At 41.4% G+C, this 22,123-nt stretch carries 20 protein-coding genes, 1 other RNA gene and 1 riboswitch; of the genes, 9 read left to right on the plus strand and 12 right to left on the minus strand.

Features of this window, described 5'->3' with window-relative positions; genetic code table 11:
• The first annotated feature begins 8 nt into the window (after positions 1–8).
• On the plus strand, positions 9–1,052 hold the full coding sequence (locus E7T07_RS04125) for a peptide ABC transporter ATP-binding protein (RefSeq protein ID WP_135709657.1): 1,044 nt from the start codon (positions 9–11) through the stop codon (positions 1,050–1,052).
• A 2-nt stretch (positions 1,053–1,054) separates the two neighbouring features.
• The gene (locus E7T07_RS04130) at positions 1,055–1,861 is read left to right on the plus strand and encodes a peptide ABC transporter ATP-binding protein (protein ID WP_135709658.1); all 807 of its coding nucleotides are present in this window, start codon (positions 1,055–1,057) and stop codon (positions 1,859–1,861) included.
• Positions 1,862–1,992: 131 nt separating this feature from the next.
• Here the strand turns inward: E7T07_RS04130 and tyrA are convergent, their stop codons facing one another.
• The 3 genes from tyrA to sppA all read right to left on the minus strand — a co-directional run bounded on the left by tyrA (position 1,993) and on the right by sppA (position 6,374).
• Positions 1,993–3,117, minus strand: coding sequence for a bifunctional chorismate mutase/prephenate dehydrogenase (gene tyrA, locus E7T07_RS04135; RefSeq protein ID WP_135709659.1), 1,125 nt, complete (start codon positions 3,115–3,117; stop codon positions 1,993–1,995).
• 210 nt (positions 3,118–3,327) lie between these two features.
• Positions 3,328–4,380: a 3-deoxy-7-phosphoheptulonate synthase gene (locus E7T07_RS04140; RefSeq protein WP_135709660.1), complete on the minus strand. Its 1,053-nt coding sequence runs from the start codon at positions 4,378–4,380 to the stop codon at positions 3,328–3,330.
• Positions 4,381–4,520: 140 nt separating this feature from the next.
• On the minus strand, positions 4,521–6,374 hold the full coding sequence (gene sppA, locus E7T07_RS04145; protein ID WP_135709728.1) for a signal peptide peptidase SppA: 1,854 nt from the start codon (positions 6,372–6,374) through the stop codon (positions 4,521–4,523).
• Between the two features lie 418 nt (positions 6,375–6,792).
• Between sppA and purE the strand changes: the two genes are divergently transcribed.
• The 3 genes from purE (at position 6,793) to E7T07_RS04160 (ending at position 9,743) form a co-directional block, all read left to right on the plus strand.
• The gene (gene purE / locus E7T07_RS04150) at positions 6,793–7,293 is read left to right on the plus strand and encodes a 5-(carboxyamino)imidazole ribonucleotide mutase (RefSeq protein ID WP_135709661.1); all 501 of its coding nucleotides are present in this window, start codon (positions 6,793–6,795) and stop codon (positions 7,291–7,293) included.
• Between the two features lie 46 nt (positions 7,294–7,339).
• Positions 7,340–8,419, plus strand: coding sequence for a 5-(carboxyamino)imidazole ribonucleotide synthase (gene purK / locus E7T07_RS04155; RefSeq protein WP_135709662.1), 1,080 nt, complete (start codon positions 7,340–7,342; stop codon positions 8,417–8,419).
• 133 nt (positions 8,420–8,552) lie between these two features.
• Positions 8,553–9,743, plus strand: coding sequence for an amino acid aminotransferase (locus E7T07_RS04160; protein WP_135709663.1), 1,191 nt, complete (start codon positions 8,553–8,555; stop codon positions 9,741–9,743).
• A 43-nt stretch (positions 9,744–9,786) separates the two neighbouring features.
• Here E7T07_RS04160 and qseC read toward each other — a convergent pair whose 3' ends face one another.
• The 7 genes from qseC to moaA form a co-directional block, all read right to left on the minus strand.
• Entirely contained in the window at positions 9,787–11,160 is a 1,374-nt protein-coding gene (gene qseC / locus E7T07_RS04165) for a quorum sensing histidine kinase QseC (RefSeq protein ID WP_135709729.1), read from the minus strand.
• A complete protein-coding gene (locus tag E7T07_RS04170) occupies positions 11,144–11,827 on the minus strand; it encodes a response regulator (protein WP_135709664.1) in 684 nt (227 codons plus the stop codon). Before E7T07_RS04170 ends, qseC begins: the two co-directional genes overlap by 17 nt.
• Before the next feature lie 294 nt (positions 11,828–12,121).
• Positions 12,122–12,679 (minus strand): YgiW/YdeI family stress tolerance OB fold protein, encoded by a 558-nt coding sequence (locus E7T07_RS04175; RefSeq protein ID WP_135709665.1) that lies wholly within the window; start codon positions 12,677–12,679, stop codon positions 12,122–12,124.
• A 160-nt stretch (positions 12,680–12,839) separates the two neighbouring features.
• Positions 12,840–13,295, minus strand: coding sequence for a molybdopterin synthase catalytic subunit MoaE (gene moaE, locus E7T07_RS04180; protein ID WP_135709666.1), 456 nt, complete (start codon positions 13,293–13,295; stop codon positions 12,840–12,842).
• A 1-nt stretch (position 13,296) separates the two neighbouring features.
• The gene (moaD, locus tag E7T07_RS04185) at positions 13,297–13,542 is read right to left on the minus strand and encodes a molybdopterin synthase sulfur carrier subunit (protein ID WP_135709667.1); all 246 of its coding nucleotides are present in this window, start codon (positions 13,540–13,542) and stop codon (positions 13,297–13,299) included.
• A gap of 3 nt (positions 13,543–13,545) precedes the next feature.
• Positions 13,546–14,025: a cyclic pyranopterin monophosphate synthase MoaC gene (gene moaC, locus E7T07_RS04190; RefSeq protein ID WP_135709668.1), complete on the minus strand. Its 480-nt coding sequence runs from the start codon at positions 14,023–14,025 to the stop codon at positions 13,546–13,548.
• Positions 14,026–14,051: 26 nt separating this feature from the next.
• Positions 14,052–15,062, minus strand: a complete 1,011-nt coding sequence (gene moaA, locus E7T07_RS04195) for a GTP 3',8-cyclase MoaA (RefSeq protein WP_135709669.1) — start codon at positions 15,060–15,062, stop codon at positions 14,052–14,054.
• A riboswitch (molybdenum cofactor riboswitch) is annotated at positions 15,051–15,199 on the minus strand. (Overlaps the previous gene by 12 nt.)
• 146 nt (positions 15,200–15,345) lie before the next feature.
• Here moaA and E7T07_RS04200 point away from each other — a divergent pair.
• Complete coding sequence (locus E7T07_RS04200; RefSeq protein WP_135709670.1) at positions 15,346–16,269, plus strand: gluconeogenesis factor YvcK family protein; 924 nt, start codon at positions 15,346–15,348, stop codon at positions 16,267–16,269.
• Between the two features lie 219 nt (positions 16,270–16,488).
• Here E7T07_RS04200 and rnpB read toward each other — a convergent pair.
• Positions 16,489–16,884, minus strand: an RNA gene (rnpB, locus tag E7T07_RS04205) — RNase P RNA component class A.
• A 93-nt stretch (positions 16,885–16,977) separates the two neighbouring features.
• Between rnpB and E7T07_RS04210 the strand changes: the two genes are divergently transcribed.
• On the plus strand, positions 16,978–17,913 hold the full coding sequence (locus E7T07_RS04210) for a KpsF/GutQ family sugar-phosphate isomerase (RefSeq protein WP_135709671.1): 936 nt from the start codon (positions 16,978–16,980) through the stop codon (positions 17,911–17,913).
• Positions 17,914–17,921: 8 nt separating this feature from the next.
• Entirely contained in the window at positions 17,922–18,464 is a 543-nt protein-coding gene (locus tag E7T07_RS04215) for a KdsC family phosphatase (protein WP_135709672.1), read from the plus strand.
• Between the two features lie 69 nt (positions 18,465–18,533).
• Here E7T07_RS04215 and cra read toward each other — a convergent pair whose 3' ends face one another.
• Complete coding sequence (cra, locus tag E7T07_RS04220) at positions 18,534–19,526, minus strand: catabolite repressor/activator (RefSeq protein WP_135709673.1); 993 nt, start codon at positions 19,524–19,526, stop codon at positions 18,534–18,536.
• A gap of 314 nt (positions 19,527–19,840) precedes the next feature.
• Between cra and nrdA the strand changes: the two genes are divergently transcribed.
• A complete protein-coding gene (nrdA, locus tag E7T07_RS04225; protein WP_135709674.1) occupies positions 19,841–22,111 on the plus strand; it encodes a class 1a ribonucleoside-diphosphate reductase subunit alpha in 2,271 nt (756 codons plus the stop codon).
• Positions 22,112–22,123: the final 12 nt, after the last annotated feature.

The following is a 22,123-nucleotide window of genomic DNA, read 5'->3' on the forward strand; positions in this document are numbered from 1 at the left end:
GTGAAATTATGGCTTTGTTAGATATTCGCAATCTTTGTATTGATATCAAAACCCCATTGGGGCGCATTCGCATTGTCGATAATGTCACATTGACGCTCGATGAAGGGGAAATTTGTGGCTTGGTGGGAGAATCCGGTTCCGGTAAAAGCCTTATTGCCAAGGTGATTTGTAATACATTCAAAGACAGCTGGATCATCACCGCTGAACGCTTTCGCTTTAATGATATTGAACTACTGAGTATGCCACCCCACCAACGGCGGAAATTAGTGGGACGTGAAATCTCGATGATTTATCAAGATCCCCTATCCTATTTCGACCCAAGTAAAGTCATTGGTAAGCAAATGATCCAAAATATTCCCTCTTGGACATTTAAAGGGAAATGGTGGCAATGGTTTGGTTGGAAAAAACGCCGCGCCATTGAGCTATTGCATCGCGTGGGCATTAAAGATCATAAAAGTATCATGCATAGCTATCCCAATGAAATCACTGAAGGGGAAGGACAAAAAGTGATGATTGCTATGGCGGTGGCTAATCAACCACGTTTACTCATTGCCGATGAACCCACCAATTCCTTGGAAGCCAGTACGCAACAACAAATATTTCGTTTGCTGACGAGTATGAATAAAAATAATAACACCACCATTTTACTCGCCAGTAATGATATTATGAGTATTAGTGAATGGTGCGACTCATTTTCTGTGCTTTATTGTGGACAAAATGCTGAAACCGGCCCGAAAGAGAGTATTTTAAATGCACCACATCATCCTTATACATCGGCACTGCTACATTCTATTCCGGATTTTAGTCAGCCTTTGCCGTTAAAAAGCCGTTTAAACACGCTTCGCGGCACAGTGCCATTGTTAGAAAATATGCCTATGGGGTGTCGATTAGGGCCACGTTGTCCTTTTGCCCAAAAAAAATGCGTCAATAAGCCGCCATTTCGCCGCATTAAACAGCATGAATTTGCATGTCACTACCCATTAAATTTACGGGAAAATACCCCAATAAAAGCGCCGACTTTAAGTCCATTGACATTAACAGAAAACGAATAAAAATGACCGCACTTTTACAAGTTGAAGATTTATGTAAACGCTTCCAAAATGCGGGGCGTTTTCTCACTAAAGATACTTTCTATGCTGTACAAGACATTAGTTTTACCCTTGAACCGCAGAAAACCCTTGCCATTATTGGAAATAATGGTTCAGGCAAATCTACGTTGGCAAAAATGATTGTTGGTCTATCCAAACCCACATCAGGAAAAATTTACCTGCAAGGAACAGAATTAACCTATGGCGATTACGCCTTTAGAACTAAACGTATTCGCATGCTATTTCAAGATGTACATTCTGCCTTTAATCCACGCCTGAATGTTGGTCAAATTTTGGATACCCCTTTACGATTAGCCACCACGTTAGATGAAGATGAACGCAATGAACAAATTTTTGACACCTTAAAACTGGTTGGGCTCTATCCTGAACATACCCATATTAAGATTAATACCATGTCCGCCAGCCAAAAACAGCGTGTCGCCTTGGCTCATGCGCTTATTCTACAACCTGATATTATTATTGCCGATGATGCATTAGGAGCACTTGATGCCTCCGTTAAAACGCAACTCACTAATTTAATGTTAGATATTCAAGAACGCCGTGGGATTTCTTATATTTATATTGGTCAACATCTCGGTTTAATTAAGCATATTGCAGATGAGGTTTTAGTAATGGATAACGGGCAGATGATCGAATATGGTAATACGCGCTCTTTATTTACAGACCCACAAACAGATATTACTCAACGGTTAGTTGAAGGATATTTTGGCAAGTTATTGGATGATACTTCTTGGCAAGAACAACCTATTTAGTCTCAAAAATCTCTCTTTTCTCATGAAAAAAGGCGAGTTAAACAAACCCGCCTTTTATCTGGCATAATATTCTGCCAACTATGCTTATTATTTTGACCGCACTTTTAGTATGTAATGAGGATATCAAATATCTACGAATGACGATAATCATTAGCTTGTTGCAACAATTGGCGACTTTCTTTCATAAATTGTTCAGAATATTCCCCAAACCATTCGCGCACTTCATTAAAGACTTTAATAAACCCATCTTTATCGCCTGTTTCAAAGAATTTTAAGCTTTCTTCATAGCTTTGTTTTAAGCTTTCAATCACTTCTAAATTCTCAGGTTTATCCATAATAATATCCGCATAAAGGCTACCATCTTGCGCAAATAAACGCCCGATCATCGCCAATTCCAAGCGATAAATCGGCGAGGATAAAGCTAAAATATTGGCTAACTTAATGGGTTGGCGTGATAAATGATAGCCGTTGGCAAAGGTAGAAAAATGACGCAAGGCTTGGATATAAGTCATACTATGATCATGTTCTGCCGCATCCACTTGATAAATTTTCGCCCCCCAAATAGCAATTTGTTCCAGCAACCATTCATAACGTTCAGGGTAACGCCCATCACAGCGCACCACCACTTGCTTCGCCATACTGGCAATGTCCGGCCCAAACATTGGGTGTAATCCGACTACCGCACCACGATGCACTTCGAGCATTTTTTCTAATGGCTGACGTTTTACTGATGTCAAATCCGTCAGCAACATATTTTCGGTTAAATAAGGTTTCAAGCGTTCAATGGTTTCCAGCGTTTTATTAATCGGCACACAAACAATCACCACATCTGCGCCTGATAAAATTGCCTGTGCTTGCGCCCAATCTTTGCTGCCCAATGCATCAACTGGATAACCTGAAGCACGTAAAAAACGTGCGAACAAACCACCTAATTTACCGTTTCCACCCACAATCACGATCTTTTTAATCTCAGGATTAATGGTTTTAAAACCGAAATGGTTTTCGCTGACATAAGACTCACGCATAACACGGCGTAACACATCTTCAATCAGATCCGCCGGCACCCCCATTTTCTCCGCTTCTTTACGGCGCGCCGCGAGCATATCCGCTTCACGCTCAGGCACATAAATCGGCAACCCTTGTTTATGTTTTATCTCCCCGACTTTTTTGACTAATGCCAAGCGTTTTGCAAAGACTTCAATCAGCTCTTGATCTAAAGCATCAATTTCGTTTCGGATTTCTTTTAATGCGTCCATCTCATTCTCTCTAAATGCAGTAAAAGGACGCTTAGAGCGTCCTTAAGTGCGGTTAAAATTAGGGGTATTCGACATTATAATGGAATAAAGCTGAAATGGCGGTTGGTGAGCTTGTCGAACCATAAGACATTTCAGCGTGTTGCACAAGACTTACGTTTCGACAGGCTCAACGACCGTCTTGTGCTACGATGACGTAATATCGGCTGTATTTTAACGATTTTTTAAATCTGCCGCAATTTTGCGTAACAAACTATCGGTGGTTTCCCAATCAATACAAGCATCTGTAATAGAAACACCATATTTCATTTCGCTGACAGGTTGCTCTGCCGATTGATTGCCGGCATTAATATTACTTTCAATCATTAAACCAATGATCGATTGACAACCGTTCACAATTTGCTGAGTCGCATCTTCTGCCACAATTGGCTGACGGCGGTAATCTTTGTTTGAGTTACCATGACTACAGTCAATCATAATCGCTGTTTCCAACCCTGCTTTTGCGAGTTCCGCTTCACATTGTTGCACGAATTCTGAGGCATAATTTGGTGCTTTGCCACCACGTAAAATGACGTGTCCGTCCGGATTACCTTCCGTGTGCAATAAATTCACCTGACCTTGTTGGTTAATCCCAATAAAACTATGCCCCATTGAAGCCGCTTTCATGGCATTAATCGCCGTGCCAAGACTGCCATCTGTACCATTTTTAAAGCCCACTGCCATAGATAAGCCCGAAGCTAATTCACGGTGGGTTTGTGATTCAGTAGTACGCGCACCAATGGCTGACCAGCTAAATAAATCCGCTAAATATTGTGGCGTCATCGGATCCAACGCTTCCGTTGCTAACGGTAAGCCCATTTCCACTAATTCCAATAACAATTGGCGTGCAATATGTAAACCATGTTCCACATCAAAAGAGCCGTCAATTTTCGGGTCGTTAATTAAACCTTTCCAACCCACTGTCGTACGTGGTTTTTCAAAGTACACACGCATCACAATATAAAGTTGATCTTTTAATTCATCAGAAAGTGCTTTTAAACGTTTTGCGTAATCTAATGCCGCTAAAGGATCATGAATAGAACAAGGGCCGATCACCACCAATAAACGGTTATCTTTTTTGTGAATAATGTCCGAAATTTCACGGCGATGTGTTTCGATTTGTGTACGCAATGCTGCCGGTAAAGGTAATTTTTGTTTTAATTCTGCCGGGGTAATTAATACTTTTTCGTCAATAATATGGACGTTATGAATACTGTCTTTGTTCATACTGCTTCCTTGATAACTATCTTGTTATTTGTAATTTGTTGATTGTAAATTTTTATGTACATTTGATGTAACGCTTACATTACACTAAAAAATTCATCTGCGCAAGGGAAGATTAAAAATAAATAAAATCTCACCGCACTTTATTTCACTTTCGCACAATTCAAACAATACAAATATTGTCCTTTTGGATCATTAAATGTATTGAATTGCCCTAACTGTTTTTGCACCACAACGGCCTCTTTCGGCATTCCCATTATCTCGAGAACCCAAGCTTTCGCTTCTTGCTTAAAGTTATTGAGAAACGCATGAATCCCCGTGGCTTCTTCCGTTAACCAAATCATTGAGTAACTCATCTCGCCGGCATTTTCCGCTAATTTGGCACTCGCTAATTCACTCGCTTTATCCATTGCCCGATGAATATCGCCCAATTCATCCACCAACTTGTGCTTTAACGCTTCTTCGCCAAGCCAAATTTGCCCCTGTGCCAATTTATCCACTTCTGTCTTAGAAAGTTTACGCCCACGGCTGACCACCTCTAAGAAAGCGTCATAGCCATGTTCAATCTCAATTTGGAATAAATCACCGGCTTCCTTCGGCAAACGTTGTAAGCCATCCACATTGGCAAATGGCGAGGTGCTCACCCCATCTGTTGAAATCCCCACCTGCTTTAAGGTTTTCTCAAAGGTTGGAAACATCGCAAAAATCCCGATGGATCCCGTAATGGTGTTTTTATCCGCCACAATATAGTCTGCGGTACTTGAAATCCAATAGCCCCCTGAAGCCGCCATATCCCCCATTGAAACCACCACCGGTTTTCCTAATTTTTGTAATTGTTCCGCTTCTTGACGAATTTTCTCTGAAGCAAAGGCACTGCCGCCGGGGCTGTTAATCCGTAAAATGACCCCTTTAATGCTGTCATCAAACTGCGCTTGATGTAACAACTTAACAATGCTATCTCCGCCAACATTTTCTTCATCGGATTCCCCATCAATAATCGCGCCTTCAATATTAATGACCGCAATATTGTGTTGAGAGCGGAAACTATCTAAACGATCCGGCAATGCGCTGAGATAGAGATCAAACTCAACATGTTTAAACTCATGCTCATCATTTTCGCCCCAAAGTGCGGTCAATTTTTGATTTAATTCCGCAGGCGTTGCCAATTGGGTCACCAATTTGCGTTGCAACACATATTTTGTACTGTCCCCACCTAATGCCTTTAATGCTTTTAAATATTGCGCGCTATCAGGCAAGACTGATTGCACAGGAATATGGCGATGCTCTGCTATGCCTTGCTGATAGTTTTCCCACATTTTGCTTAACCAACGGGTTGTATTTTGTTTGGCTTCAGGGGACATATCATCACGTAAAAACGGCTCTACCGCGGATTTATAGGTTCCCACGCGGAAAATATGCGGTGTCACTTCTAACTTATTAAGCATAGATTTAAAATACAAATTCTGCGCCGACAAGCCTTGAATATTAACATTCCCCACCGGATTTAAATAAATTTCATCGGCAAAACTCGCAAGATAATACTGGGCTTGAGAAAAATTATCCGCATAAGCAATCACCGGTTTATTCGCTTTTTTAAACTCAAGAATTGCGTTTCCCACATAATCCAACGCCGGTAAATCTGCGCCTTCAAAGTAATTCAAATCCAGCACCAGCCCTTTAATGCGATCATCTTCTTGCGCATGATTAATGGCATACACCACATCAAAACTTGAGATTTTCATGGGCACCGATTGCCCGTTAATTTCTTGAAGTGCGGTCTGCCATGTCATATTTTCATCGCGGTTATCTGCTAAATAACCATTTAAATTCAACAACAACGCCCCTTGATTTCCCACCAGTTCCGTTTGACTTTTACTGCCTGAACTTAAGCTAAACACCGTAATGGCAAGCAGCATAAAAATAAGAAAGAAAAAATTCATCACCACATTGCGAATAAAATTTAACCCTTTCCAACAAAATTTAAGTAAATTCCAAATGGTTTTCATAACTATCCTATAAGAATGAATTGGTCACGCCAATATAACAAAAAAGACACCAAATTTCAGTGCCTTTTTCTAAGGATTATGTAGCTGTTACACAAGCTCACCAACCGTAGTTCGACAAGCTTACCAACCGTCATTTCAGTTTTGTGTAGTTGCTACATAACATCTATTACGACCGTTTAAAATCAATTATTTTTAGCTTATTGAGTTTAAAATCAATTACAACTGCTCAAAATCGATTATTTTTAGCTGTTTTTGCTTAAAATCGATTTTTATACCTATTTAAAATTAAAATGACTAAATTCCCACCGCACTTTTTAAGCAGCGATTGTTCCTATCGCAATCGTTTGCTTAATGTGATATTCTTACGCCAATTTTTTATTTCACCGTTCATGTTATAGGAATAATAACGATGTCAAATGCAACACCAAAAATCGCGATTGTCATGGGTTCAAAAAGCGATTGGGCAACCATGCAAGAAGCCACGATGATTTTAGATGAATTACAAGTGCCATATCACGTAGAAGTGGTTTCCGCACATCGCACCCCTGACAAATTATTTAGTTTTGCCGAGAGCGCAGAAAGCAAGGGATACAAAGTGATTATTGCGGGCGCAGGCGGTGCGGCACATTTACCGGGAATGATCGCCGCCAAAACGTTGGTGCCTGTATTAGGTGTGCCGGTAAAAAGCTCCATGTTAAGTGGCGTTGACAGCCTTTATTCTATCGTGCAAATGCCAAAAGGCATTCCTGTGGGGACTTTAGCTATTGGGCCTGCAGGCGCGGCTAACGCAGGTTTGCTTGCTGCTCAAATTTTAGCGGCTTGGGATAGCGAATTATTAGCGCGTCTAAAAACGTTCCGTGAAAAACAAACAAATGTGGTGTTGGACAATCCTGATCCACGTGATGAATAAATAATCTCTTTCTGTGAGTTCAACCCACCCAACTTAGGAAATAACCATGCAAAAAAGTGCTTTATATCCCACGGTTTATGTTTTAGGCAATGGTCAACTCGGGCGTATGTTACGTTACGCAGGCGCGCCTTTAGATATTCATGTTGAACCACTCGCGTTTGATGCGCCTGTTTTTGATTTACCCCAAGATGCTGTTATCACGGCAGAAATTGAGCGTTGGGCTGAAACGCCATTAACCACGATGCTGGGCAATCACGAGCGCTTTGTGAACAAAAATGTCTTTGGTAAAACGGCGGATCGTTTTGCCCAAAAATCCATTTTAGAGGCGCTTCATTTACCCACTTCGCCTTGGACATTAGTAAAAAGTGCGGCGGATTTTGAACGTATTTTTACGGAGATTGGTGAAAAAGTCGTGGTAAAACGCCGCACAGGGGGCTATGACGGTCGCGGTCAATGGATTGTGACCGCGGAAAATCAAGAGGTTATCACCGATGACTTATTCGGTGAAGTTATTGCGGAAAAATTTATTCCTTTTGATGGCGAAGTTTCCATTGTGGGCGCACGTTTTCGTGACGGCTCAACCCGCTTCTATCCTGTTACTCATAATTTGCAGCAAAATGGGATTTTACGCTACTCTGTCGCAGATGGCTCTAATGCACACTTACAAGCGCAAGCAGAAATGATGCTAGGTAAAGTGATGGCGCATTTGGATTATGTTGGCGTGATGGCAATGGAATGTTTTGTGGTGGATGGACAATTACTGATTAACGAACTGGCACCACGTGTTCACAATAGCGGACATTGGACGCAATTAGGTTGTTCTATTAGCCAATTTGAGTTGCATTTACGCGCACTACTGGATTTACCGACCCCTGAATTGCAAGTGTTTGCCCCAAGTGTGATGGTTAACTTAATTGGTACAGAACATAATGCACAATGGCTTAATACACCATTTAGTCAGTTGCATTGGTACGGCAAAGAAGTTCGCCCGGGGCGTAAAGTGGGTCATATTAATTTAACCCATACGGATAAAGTCGTGCTGATTGCGCAATTAAATAAACTGCGCAATGAATTGCCTGAAGATTATCAATCCGGGTTGGATTGGGCAATTGAAAAATTGAAATAATCTAATTTTTATGGCGATCTGTTGATAATTTATCAATAGATCGCTTTTTTCTTCAAATATGATTGCAATTTTTTTGTAAAATACGTATAACTGACACATTCAATTTAAAACGCAACATTAGTAAGGATTAGTTATGTTTAAAAATATTAAAGCCGCACCTGCGGATCCTATTTTAGGTTTAGGTGAAGCATTCAAAGCCGAAACACGTAGCCCAAAAGTCAACTTGGGGATTGGTGTGTATAAAGATGCGCAAGGCAACACACCTATTATGAAAGCGGTGAAACAAGCGGAAGGTCGTTTATTTGAATTAGAAACCACCAAAAACTACTTAGCCATTGATGGTGTAGCAGAATTTAACGCGCGTACGAAAGAATTATTATTCGGCAAAGAGTCTGATATTGTGAAAAATGCACGTGCTAAAACAGTACAAAGTTTAGGCGGAACGGGCGCATTACGTATTGCAGCTGAATTTGTAAAACGTCAAACAAAAGCACAAAATGTGTGGATTTCAAACCCGACTTGGCCAAACCATAATGCTATTTTCAACGCCGTAGGTATGACTATTCGCGAATACCGTTGGTATGATGCTGAGAAAAAAGCCCTAGATTGGGAGGGTTTAATGGAAGACTTAAGCCACGCAGATGAAGGCGATGTTATCTTATTACATGGCTGCTGCCATAACCCAACCGGTATCGATCCAACACCTGAACAATGGAAAGCCCTTGCAGATCTTTCTGCACAAAAAGGCTGGTTGCCATTATTTGACTTTGCCTACCAAGGTTTAGCTAACGGTTTAGACGAAGACGCCATTGGTTTACGCACATTTGCCGCCAACCATAAAGAATTATTGGTTTCTAGCTCATTCTCGAAAAACTTCGGTTTATATAACGAACGTGTAGGCGCATTTACCTTAGTGGCAGAAACAGAAGAAATCGCGGCAACGGCATTGACACAAGTCAAATCTATCGTACGTACGCTCTATTCAAACCCGGCATCACACGGTGCAGCAACCGTAGCATTAGTGTTAGGCGATGACAAACTTCGCGCAGAATGGGATGCAGAATTAACCGAAATGCGCGACCGTATTAAAGCCATGCGCCACAAATTTGTTGCCTTGCTCAAAGAATTCGGTGCAGAACAAGACTTCAGCTTTATCATCGAACAAAACGGTATGTTCTCATTCAGCGGATTAAGTGCCGAACAGGTTGACCGCTTAAAAGACGAATTCGCCATCTACGCAGTGCGTTCAGGTCGTATCAATGTTGCAGGCATTACCGAAGACAATATTCGTTATTTATGCGAAAGTATTGTTAAAGTGCTTTAATAAAATACTTAAAAAACTGACCGCACTTTGTGCGGTCTTTTCGTTAAGATGGAAGATAAAAAATAACACGCAAACCCGTGTTGCCTTCCTGCTCATTTTGCCGATTTTCTAATTTCACACGAATATGATGCAATTGTGCGATACGCAGTACAATAGAAAGTCCTAATCCACTGCCCTTTTCATTTTGTCCTGCCGGACGATAAAAACGCTGACCTAATTTATCAAGATCTTCGTCATTTACCCCCAAACCATTATCTTCCACCACAATCTGATGTGTATCTAACCGCACATTAATCTGTGTGCCATTTGGGCAATATTTAAGGGCATTATCAATGACATTACGCAACATTAAAGATAACAACACAGGTTGACCTTGGATGGCTATCGGTTCATTGATTTTCTCTAACATCAACGTCATTTGATTTTTTTCTGCTTTAAAATAGCATTCCGAAATCACAGATTGGCTAATTTCACACCATGAAATCCTTTGCAAATCATCCAGTTGATTTAAATTATCTAGCCGTGACAGCGTTAACAATTGTTCTATAACTTGGCTCGCACGATCGATGCCTTGCGTCAGATTATTCAGCGCATCATTGCGCAATGCAGCATCATCTCCAAGCATCTGAGCAAGTTCAGCTTGAACGCGTAAACCTGCCAAAGGGCTGCGTAATTCATGAGCCGCATCAGAGGTAAAACGCCGCTCCCGTTGCAACATGTTAGAAGTGCGGTCAAAAAAGCCATTTAATCCTGTCACTAAGGGTAAAATTTCATTGGGAACCTGCTGAGTAGATAAGGGCTGAACCGCTTCCGGTGATCGTTCTTCCATTTCCTTGCCCACCAATCGCAAAATGTTCATTTCTTTGGTAATCAAAAAAATCATCAACCCAATCAGCACAGGTAACCCTGCCAACCATACCCACATCTGCGCCAAAACCATTTCTTCCACAATTTCATCGCGATAACCTTGTTTTTGCCCAACGGCGATCAGAAAATGGCGGTTTTCATAAGGCATCCAAAAAATACGCCAAGGTTCATTTTCTCCTTCAGGAATAACAGAATTAAAACCACGAGATGGGGAAAAAGGAATATTGTTTCCTTTCGCGTCATCGCTCACCACCCTAAAACCATCATGGGTAAAAATAGCAAATGCCAAGGCATCATCGTCATAATGTTTAGGACGGCGCGGATGACGAAAGGAATTCATCCGTGATTTTCGTTCAGATAATATTAAGCCTAAATCAGATGACGCGAGACGCTTGGCAAATAAGATTTGTTGCATATCAAACATTTGATTGATTTCTTTTTTGGCTTGAAACCAAGCAATTGCCGTAGATCCTGTCCAAATAAGAAAGGCGCTGATGGATAAAATCCAAATTAAACGAAAACGTAGGCTATTTTTATTCCACAGCTTCATCATTTTCCCCATTTTCCCCTAAGGCATAACCCACACCATGTATTGTGCGAATAAATTGTTTGCCCAATTTTTTACGTAAATTATACATATGCACTTCTAAGGCATTACTACTGACTTCATCATCCCAGCTATAAAGTTTTTCTTCAATAAAAGAACGGCTTAGCACACGTTCCTTATTCATCATAAATAACTCAAGCAATTTATATTCTCGCGCCGTTAAGGCAACCTCATCATCACGCAAAGTCACACGATGATTAATGGGATCAAATTTGACACCGCTATGTTCAATAATGGGATTCACTTGCCCATGTCGGCGGCGAATTAATGCTTGCAAACGCGCCACAACTTCCACCAATGCAAAAGGCTTGCACAAATAATCATCCGCCCCCAGCTGTAACCCTTTCACACGTTCATCTAGAGCATCTCGCGCTGTTAAAATTAAGACCGGAACATCCTGTTTATCCTGCCGCCATTGCTGCAAAATTGCCAAACCATCCATTTTAGGCAAGGTTAAATCCAACACTACCGCATCATAAGGGGCAGATTTAAGCGCGTCATAACCTGTTTTTCCATCCGTAAACCAATCCACTAAAAAGCCTGATTTACTCAATCCAATATTTAGCCCATTTCCAATTAAGCTATCGTCTTCAATTAATAAAATTCTCATTTTTTTCCACCGCGCTTTTTTTATCGATTGTATTCTGACATCAAGCCCCACATTCAACAAGCTCTTTCATTCCCTTTAATCACAAAGGAAAAAAGCGGCAACAGCCGCTTTAGAGCAATGACAAACCCTATACGAGCCGTATAGGGTTACATAATCTGAGCCGCTCTGCGGCTCTTCTATTCAGCCCCAGCGGGGCTGGGTTTAACGAACCTAGCACGGCTCGTGCTAGGTGGTTTCTCAAAGATGAACTTTGTCAGCAATCTGAAGCGGCAACAGCCGCTTTGATAAGATCTATTATTCTGCTTTTGCAACAGACTTCACTTCATCCAATTTCACGATTTTTTCAACGTCAAAAGCCTCCACTTCCGTTTTTCCCCAAGATTTTTCCACATCAGCGATAATACGTACTTTATCTTCAGGGCTAACCGTACCATGCCATGCTCTAGGTCTAATTTCTAACGTAATTTCACCACTGGCATCTTTAAACACAAAATCTTTTTTCCCTACTTGTTTAACAATATGCCCTTCTAACACAATAAGTTGATCATCTTGCCATTTATCTGCATCTGCAACCTTGGTAGCGTCTTTGGCAGTTACAAACCCCTTCCAGCCTGAATGGCTAGAGCGATGATGGAAATGCATACCTTGCGAATTCCCTTTGCCTGCTTGATGCTCACGATGGCGAGAAAAACGCTTCTCGCCTGCTGAATCCTGTTTTAAATCCATACAGGCAGCCTCCTTTCTACAATGAACATCCCCACCAAATGTTTCCGGTTTTGTTTCTGCATTGACAGCGAATGTCGTTCCAATTGTCGCGATTGCGATTAATGTCGCTAAACTTACTTTCTTCATTATTGTTCTCCTAAATAAATTGGTTAAGTTGTCAACGTTTTCTCTTTGACGGCGTTATTAAAACAAGAAAATCTGAAGAAAAAATGAAGAACCTATAAAATTTTTCACGTTACACATGACATAAAAAAGCCTGTCGTAAAACAGGCTTAAAACAACAAGATTATGACCACTTATCCGCGGCTTGATGATCGCTGTCGCGGCTTTCAATCCAACGTTCACCTTGTTTGGTTTGCTCTTTTTTCCAAAATGGTGCCCGGGTTTTTAAATAATCCATAATAAATTCATTAGCGGCATAAGCATCACCGCGGTGTGCCGAGCTTACACCCACCAACACAATTTCATCCCCCGTATGCAATAAACCTACGCGGTGAATCAGGCTTACACGTTGAATATTCCAGCGTTGCTTCGCTTCATCCACAATCTCGCGCAAGGCTTTTTCCGTCATTGCAGGATAATGCTCCAAATACAGGCTCGACACTTCATCGCCTAAATTCATTTCGCGCACTTTTCCCACAAAAATGGTCGTAGCACCAACAGAATGATTTTCTGCAAGCCAACGGTATTCGGCATTTTGATCAAAAGGCTGTTCTTGAACGGCAATACGAATATCCGTCATATTAACCTCCTGTGACAGGTGGGAAAAAGGCAATTTCATCCCCCGATTTCACCGCACTTTCTAAGGGACTTAAGGTTTGGTTAATTGCGACCAATAATTTCCCTTTCGCCAAGGCTAATGCCCATTTGCCGCCTTGTGCCGCTAAATGTTCGCGTACCGCTTCAGCGGTCGTAAATTCAGCGTTTAACTCCAGTTGGTCAACACCAATTAATTCTCGGGTTTGTGCAAAAAATAGAATTTTCAACATCACTTAGCCTTCCACTTTAAAATGGCCTGATTTTCCACCGCACTTTTCAAGTAAACGCACCTGAGAAATCACCATATCTTTTTGTACCGCTTTGCACATATCGTAAATCGTCAACGCCGCAACGCCGGCGGCAGTTAACGCTTCCATTTCAACGCCGGTTTTGCCTGTTAATTTGCAAAGGCTTTCAATGCGCACTTGATTGTGCTCTGGAAGTGCGGTCAAATTTACTTCCACTTTAGAAAGCAGCAACGGATGGCACAATGGAATCAGTTCCCAAGTGCGTTTTGCCGCTTGAATCCCGGCGATACGTGCCGTAGCAAAAACATCGCCTTTATGATGATTGCCTGCCATGATCATTTGCAAGGTTTCCGCGTTCATGGTCACAAAAGCTTCCGCGCGCGCCTCGCGCACGCTGTCTTGTTTGTTCGACACGTCCACCATATTGGCTTCGCCGTTTTGATTAATATGTGTAAAAGTTGTCATAAGTTTTCCTAAATACCTGAAATGGTTTAGCCGCCGATAGTTGCCAAATTGCTACGAATACCGCTATCGCCTTGGTGTAAAAAATGATGTTCTCGTTTGCCCTGTAATGCGGCTTGCAACCTTGATTTTAATTGCATTTGTTGCTCATCATGTTGTAACAAATCCCGTAATTCAATACCTTCTTCGCCAAATAAACACAAATGCAATTTGCCCATAGCGGAAACCCGTAATCGGTTGCAACTGGCGCAGAAGTTTTTCTCATAAGGCATAATCAAACCGATTTCCCCTTGATAATCAGGGTGTTTGAATACTTTAGCCGGCCCGTCTGTTTGTGCTTTAGGTTGTAATAACCAGCCTTCGCGGATCAGGCGATCTGCCAGCACTTGCCCTGAAAGATGATGTTGATGAAAAAAGTGATCCATTTCGCCGGTTTGCATCAGTTCAATAAAACGCATTTGAATAGGACGATTTTTCACCCACGCGAGAAATTGATCGAATTCTTTATCATTCAAAGTTTTCATCAACACCGCATTCACTTTGACTTTTTCATAGCCAATGTCAAAAGCGCGATCGATCCCTTTCATCACATCCACAAACTTATTTTCACCGGTAATTTGATGAAACATTTTAGGATCTAAACTATCCACACTCACGTTAATAGACGTCACACCTGCACGTTTCCATTCTGCGATCTCTTTTGCCATACGATAGCCGTTGGTGGTTAACGCCAGTTGGTCAATGCCATGAAGTGCGGTCAAATTTTCCACGATTTCCACAAAATCTTTACGTAATGTGGGCTCGCCCCCTGTTAAACGGATTTTACGTGTTCCCAATGCGGCAAAGGCTTGTCCCACACGGCGAATTTCATCAAGGGTTAAAAAAGAAGGGCGCGTTGATGTTGGCTGATAACCGTCAGGCAAACAATAAGTACAGCGAAAATTACAGACATCTGTAATGGATAAGCGCAAATAATAATATTCACGCTGAAAGGCGTCCACAAGAGACTGCCCCACATGTTTAATTGGAATAGATTGCATAGATACCTTTTCAAATACGGAAGGACCCACCGTTTCCAGTACATCCCTGAGCAAATAAAGTCATTTGCTGGCATGGCCACCCTATTATTTTTGTTGTGTCATAACTTAGGCGAACAAGCTCGGTAATCAGATAAATTTTGTGTATTGTAAAAGTGTTATCGATAAAGAACAAGGTGAGAACGTAAATTTACACTCTTTGGGGTAGGTGCTAGTGCAATTTTTTACTTTTAACGGTATGATAAAATTAATTTATTTTTAAACCGCACTTTTTCTTAAAGCGATTATGCAACATTTAACAACAAATCACTTAGAACAACTCAATCATATCGTAGCCATTGGTGGTGGACATGGATTAGGACGTGTCATGTCATCATTAAGCTTTATGAAAGAACGTTTAACCGGCATTGTGGCAACGACAGATAACGGCGGTTCAACCGGCAGAATCCGCCACCAACATGGTGGCATTGCTTGGGGCGATTTGCGCAACTGTTTAAACCAAATTATTGCAAAACCTACCACGGCATCAAAAGTATTTGAGTATCGTTTTGGTGGAAATGGCGAATTGGCGGGGCATAATCTTGGTAATCTCATTCTCAAAGCCCTTGAAGATATGGAAATCCGTCCGACAGAAGCCATTAATCTTATTCGTAACTTTTTACGGGTTAAATCCTTTCTTATTCCCATGTCTGAACAACCTGTGGATTTAGGCGCGATTTTACCATCAGGCGAACCTATCGTAGGGGAAGTGGCAATTGATAACCTAGAAGAACTGCCCGTCTCGCTTTTTCTTGAACCTATCGTCCAAGCCACACCTGAAGCGGTAGAAGCAATCAATCAGGCAGATGTCATTCTATTGGGCCCCGGCAGTTTTCTCACTAGCATTATGCCAAGTTTACTTTTGCCTGAAATGATTCATGCCTTAAAACACAGCCAAGGCAAGAAGATTTTTATTGATAATTTAGGCATTGAACACAGTCCTGCGGCGAATTTATCTCTTGTAGATCGTATTCAATGGATTCATCGTGTCATGGGGAAAGAGATGATTGACGGCATTATTACCCCACCTGAATTTGAACATTTAGCCCAAGCATTAAATATTCCCATTCTCGGACATAAGCTCAATGCCGATGATGTCGTTTATCGTCATGATCGCGAATTACTTTGTCAGGCTATCAATGAAATGGTGGGAATTTTGACCGCAGTTTAAAGCGCAAAAAAAAGCGTCTTGGACTGAAGACGCTACTCGGAAAGCAAAATTTAAGATGACTATTTTTTATAGTTCTCGTTTTTTATGGAGCCAAGGATATAAAATTCAGGTTCAGCTTGCAAACACCAATGTTTGATTTTGTGACACAGCGCACAAAATTTTTCTGTTTTGGGCGATATTAAAGAAAAAAGGCAGACGAATTTGCCTGCCGGATAGAATTTGGTGAGTTGATCGATAAGCCGGGTTCTGTCGTTGGACAATCATTCCTCTAGGCGTTACATCACTATAACGCTCAAGCAACCTACCCGAACTCTGAGCGGGCACACCCATTGAGTTCCTATTTGGTCTTGCTACGAGTGGAGTTTACCCTGCCGTGAACTGTTGCCAGCCACGCGGTGCGCTCTTACCGCACCCTTTCACCCTTACCTTTCCGAAAAAAGGCGGTCTGCTCTCTGTTGCACTTGTCGTCAGCTCGCGCTGCCCAGCCGTTAACTGGCACTCTGCCCTTTGTAGCCCGGACTTTCCTCTCGTTTACTTGTCCCACTTATCACCTATTTCAGGCTTGCCTTGCGGCACTAAGGGCTTCAATAAACCAGCGATTGTCTGACCAACTCAGGCGCGTAGTATAGCGGAATTTTAACTAGAGTGAAACAAAAACATCAGTTAAAATAACCGCACTTAATGCCTATAGGAAAAAAGGAAGGACTTATGGATTACTTGCAAAATGCTCGTGACACATTAAAAACCGAAGAGCAAGCTCTCGCGAAACTGAGCCAAAATTTAGACCGCACTTTTGATGCCGTTATCGAACTTATTTTAGCTTGTAAAGGTCGTGTAGCCATTAGCGGCGTAGGCAAATCGGGGTTAATTGGGAAAAAAATCGTGGCAAGTCTTGCCTCAACCGGCACACCAAGCTTCTTTTTACACCCCACAGAAGCCTTCCATGGCGACTTAGGCATGTTAAAACCCAGCGATGTCGTCATTTTGATTTCTTACAGCGGCGAAAGTGACGAAGTCAATAAACTTATCCCAAGCTTAAAAAATTTTGGTAACAAAATCATCGCGTTCACCAGTAACCCTAAATCAACGCTGGGTAAACATGCAGATTTTATTTTAGACATTTCTGTAGAACGCGAAGCTTGCCCTAACAATCTTGCACCAACCACTTCCGCTTTAGTTACCCTTGCCCTAGGGGACGCATTAACAGTGGCATTAATTCACGCCCGCGATTTCAAACCGATTGATTTCGCAAAATTCCATCCGGGCGGTTCTTTGGGTCGCCGTTTACTTTGTCGCGTTAAAGATCAAATGCAAACACGCTTACCAATCGCTAAACCTAATCTTAACTTTACGGATTGCTTAACAGTGATGAATGAAGGGCGAATGGGCGTAGCATTAGTCATGGAAAACAATCAGTTATGTGGCATTATTACCGATGGTGATGTACGCCGTGCATTGACTAAAAATGGTGCTGAGACATTAAATCAAACAGCACAAGATTTAATGACTAAAAACCCTAAAACCATTAACCAAAATGAATTCTTATCCCATGCGGAAGCCTTTATGAAAGAGAAAAAAATTCACTCGTTGGTCGTGGTTGATGATTTACAACAGGTCGTTGGATTAATCGAATTTTCATCTTAGGAACTCACATGCAAGAAAAACTACAAAAAATTAAATTGGTGATTACCGATGTAGACGGCGTATTAACAGATGGCTTATTGCATTACGATGCCAACGGCGAAGCCATTAAAAGCTTTCATGTTCGTGACGGATTAGGTATTCGTATGCTTATGGAGCACGGTATTCAAGTGGCGGTATTATCTGGCCGCAGCTCGCCTATTCTGCAAAAACGCATCGATGATCTTGGGATAAAATTAGCGTATCTCGGCAAACTTGAAAAAGAAAGTGCGTGTTTAGATCTTATCCGTCAAGCGGGTGTAACGCCTGAAGAAACCGCCTACATTGGCGATGACAGCGTAGATCTTCCTGCCTTTGCGGTTTGTGGATTAGCATTTGCCGTCAATGACGCCCCAAGCTATGTGCAAAATAATGCGGATTATGTGCTGACACAAGTTGGTGGAAAAGGCGCCTTTCGAGAAATGTCTGATATGATTTTACAAGCACAAGGTAAAATGGACAGTTTCTCAACGGCGAAAGGGTTTTTGAAAACGGTGATTAATATGGCGCAATAATTGCTATTTTAAGTTGTAACAAACGCAAGTGCGGTCAAATTTTATGATAATTTGACCGCACTTTTTTGTTTACCACCGATAATGATAAATTTGCCGGATCAATTTCTCCGGCATAACCACCGTTTTCGCTTTCTTATTGGGAATGGCTAATTCAAATAATGCCTGCGCAATGGCACGATGATTTTGCACACTACACACCACAGGATTTGCCAATAAATCCACTAATTCACTTTTACCAAAGGTTGCCAAAACCACATTCTCAGGAATAGATTTTTGTTTTTTCAAGAAGATTTCCAGCACACCCTGTAACAAAGTTAACGATGTCGTATAAATCGCATCAGGCAAGCCATGACATTCTAACCATGCTTCAAAAGTGACGGCAGCGGAATCTTTTTTAAATTCATCGGCATATAAAAAATGAACGTCTTTAATATCCGTGTTGGTGTTTTGTAAAGCTTCTCTGAACCCCATTTCCCGTTCTTTACTCACAACCAGTTCAGGTACCGCGCCAAAAAATAATACCTTTTTATAAGGTTGGCGTTCCAATAAATTCACACCTAAATGACAAGCATCCCGTATATCATTCGCTAATAAATTTTTTACACCTTCCGTATGAAGACGGCGGTCAAAGCCAATCACGGGAACATCTTGGTGTGTCAGATAGAAATCATTTTCCATAGGCAAACAGGTAGAAACAATAAGCGCATCCACTTGGCGTTGGAAAAGATGTTTAGCACATTCCATTTCGTTATGAGCTTTATCATTGGAACACGTAATTAATAACTGATAGCCCTTTTCACGGCAATGATTTTCCAATAGGTTCGCAATTTGGGCATAACTGATATTGGCAAAGTCCGGAATAATCATCCCAATCGTATGACTACGCCCCACTCGCAACCCTGCCGCCATTGCATTGGGTTTGAAGTCATATTTATCGATCAATGCCTGTACACGCTCAATCGTTCTATCACTCACACGATATTCTTTCGCTTTACCATTTAATACATAGCTGGCTGTGGTTCTTGATACCCCGGCTAATTTTGCCAGTTCTTCTAATTTCATAATAAATCCTTTCTCAATCTATCCATAGCTGAACCGAGTATAGCATTGTCTTTTTTCTACTTCAGAAGGAATAGTGAAATCTGCGAAGTTGATCACAAAAAATATTCAACTTTTTCACCGCACTTTTAGCCAATAAAAAAGAAAAATTTTTGACGAATAGAAAATCTCTTTTAACTATAACAACTTACTTTCTGTCAATAATCAGACTACAAATTTATTACTTGAAAAATCCTATGCTTTACCTTATCTTGTGCCCGTTTTAATTTTTCAACCCATATATAGTGTTAACCCAACCTCATTCATAGGCAGATAAGATGAATAAAGCATTGATGGTCACCAAACGTGACGGACAACTTGAACCCATCGATTTAGATAAAATCCACCGCGTCATTACTTGGGCGGCGGAAGGTTTAGACAATGTGTCTGTTTCGCAAGTGGAATTGCGTTCACACATTCAGTTCTACGAAGGTATTCGTACCTCAGATATTCACGAAACGATCATTAAAGCGGCAGCAGATTTGATTAGCAAAGACGCGCCGGACTATCAATATTTAGCTGCACGTTTAGCCATTTTCCATTTGCGCAAAAAAGCCTATGGTCAATTTGAGCCACCACGTCTTTATGAGCAAGTGAAAAAGTTAGTTCGTATGGGCAAATATGATGAGTCACTTTTAACGGATTATTCCCGCGAAGAATGGGAAGAAATGAATGATTTCTTAGACCACTGGCGCGATATGACCTTCTCTTATGCGGCGGTGAAACAGCTTGAAGGCAAATATTTGGTACAAAACCGCGTTACAGGCGAAATTTACGAGTCGGCTCAATTCTTATATTTATTGGTTGCCGCAAGTTTATTCTCAAAATATCCAAAAGAAACGCGTTTAGATTATATTCGCCGTTTCTATGACGCTACGTCAACCTTTAAAATTTCATTACCAACGCCGATTATGGCAGGGGTGCGTACGCCTACGCGTCAATTTAGTTCTTGCGTATTAATTGAATGTGGCGATAGCTTAGATTCAATTAATGCCACCGCATCAGCGATTGTGAAATACGTTTCACAACGTGCTGGAATCGGGGTAAATGCCGGTGCTATTCGTGCATTAGGTAGCCCTATTCGCGGCGGTGAAGCGTTCCATACAGGCTGTATTCCATTCTATAAATATTTCCAAACCGCCGTTAAATCTTGTTCACAAGGCGGCGTGCGCGGTGGTGCAGCAACGGTTTACTATCCGCTTTGGCATTTAGAAGTAGAAAGCCTGTTGGTGTTGAAAAACAACCGTGGTGTGGAAGATAACCGTGTTCGCCATATGGACTACGGTGTACAGTTGAATAAATTAATGTATCAACGCTTAATTAAAGGTGGTGACATTACGTTATTCAGTCCATCTGATGTCCCGGGGTTATATGAAGCTTTCTTTGCCGATCAAGAGAAATTTGAACAACTTTACGAACAATATGAACAAGATCCGGCTATTCGTAAACGCACGGTTAAAGCGGTAGAGTTATTCTCATTATTAATGCAAGAACGCGCTTCAACAGGTCGAATTTATATTCATAACGTGGATCACACGAATACCCATTCGCCATTTGATCCTGCGGTTGCCCCTGTGCGTCAATCGAACCTTTGCTTGGAAATTGCCTTACCAACCAAACCATTAACACATTTCCACGATGAAAATGGTGAAATTGCGTTATGTACACTTTCGGCATTCAACTTAGGTAAAATTGAAAATCTTGATGAATTAGAAGAACTTGCCGATTTAGCAGTTCGTGCTTTAGATGCCTTATTAGATTACCAAGACTACCCTGTTGCCGCTGCGCGCCGTAGCTCACTCGGTCGCCGCTCTTTAGGGATTGGTGTGATTAACTATGCTTATTATTTAGCAAAAAATAACGTTCGTTATTCAAATGGCAGCGCAAATAACTTAACACACCGCACATTTGAAGCTATTCAATATTACTTACTCAAAGCTTCAATGAATTTGGCTAAAGAACTCGGTCCTTGCGAATTCTTCAACGAAACCCGTTATTCAAAAGGTATTTTACCGATTGATAACTACAAAAAAGATATTGATAGCATTACCAACGAACCACTTCATTACGATTGGGAAACATTACGTGAAGAAATCAAAACCCACGGTTTGCGTAACTCAACATTAACCGCGCTCATGCCGTCAGAAACCTCTTCACAAATTTCTAATGCAACCAATGGTATCGAACCACCGCGTGGTCATATCAGTGTCAAAGCATCAAAAGACGGTATTTTAAAACAAGTGGTGCCGGAATATGAAACCCTAGGCGAAAACTACGAATTATTGTGGGATATGCCAAATATGGACGGTTATTTACATCTTGTGGGTATTATGCAGAAATTCGTTGACCAATCGATCTCTGCCAATACCAACTACGATCCACAACGTTTCGAAGATGGCAAAGTACCAATGAAAGTCTTATTAAAAGACTTATTAACCGCTTATAAATTCGGTTTAAAAACACTTTACTATCAAAATACCCGAGACGGCGCAGACGATGCCCAAGAAGATATGGATGACGGTTGCGCAGGCGGTGCTTGTAAAATCTAATCACTAGATAAC

This window comes from Actinobacillus porcinus, from assembly GCF_901764995.1.
In the GTDB taxonomy this organism is placed as follows: Bacteria; Pseudomonadota; Gammaproteobacteria; order Enterobacterales; family Pasteurellaceae; genus Exercitatus; species Exercitatus porcinus.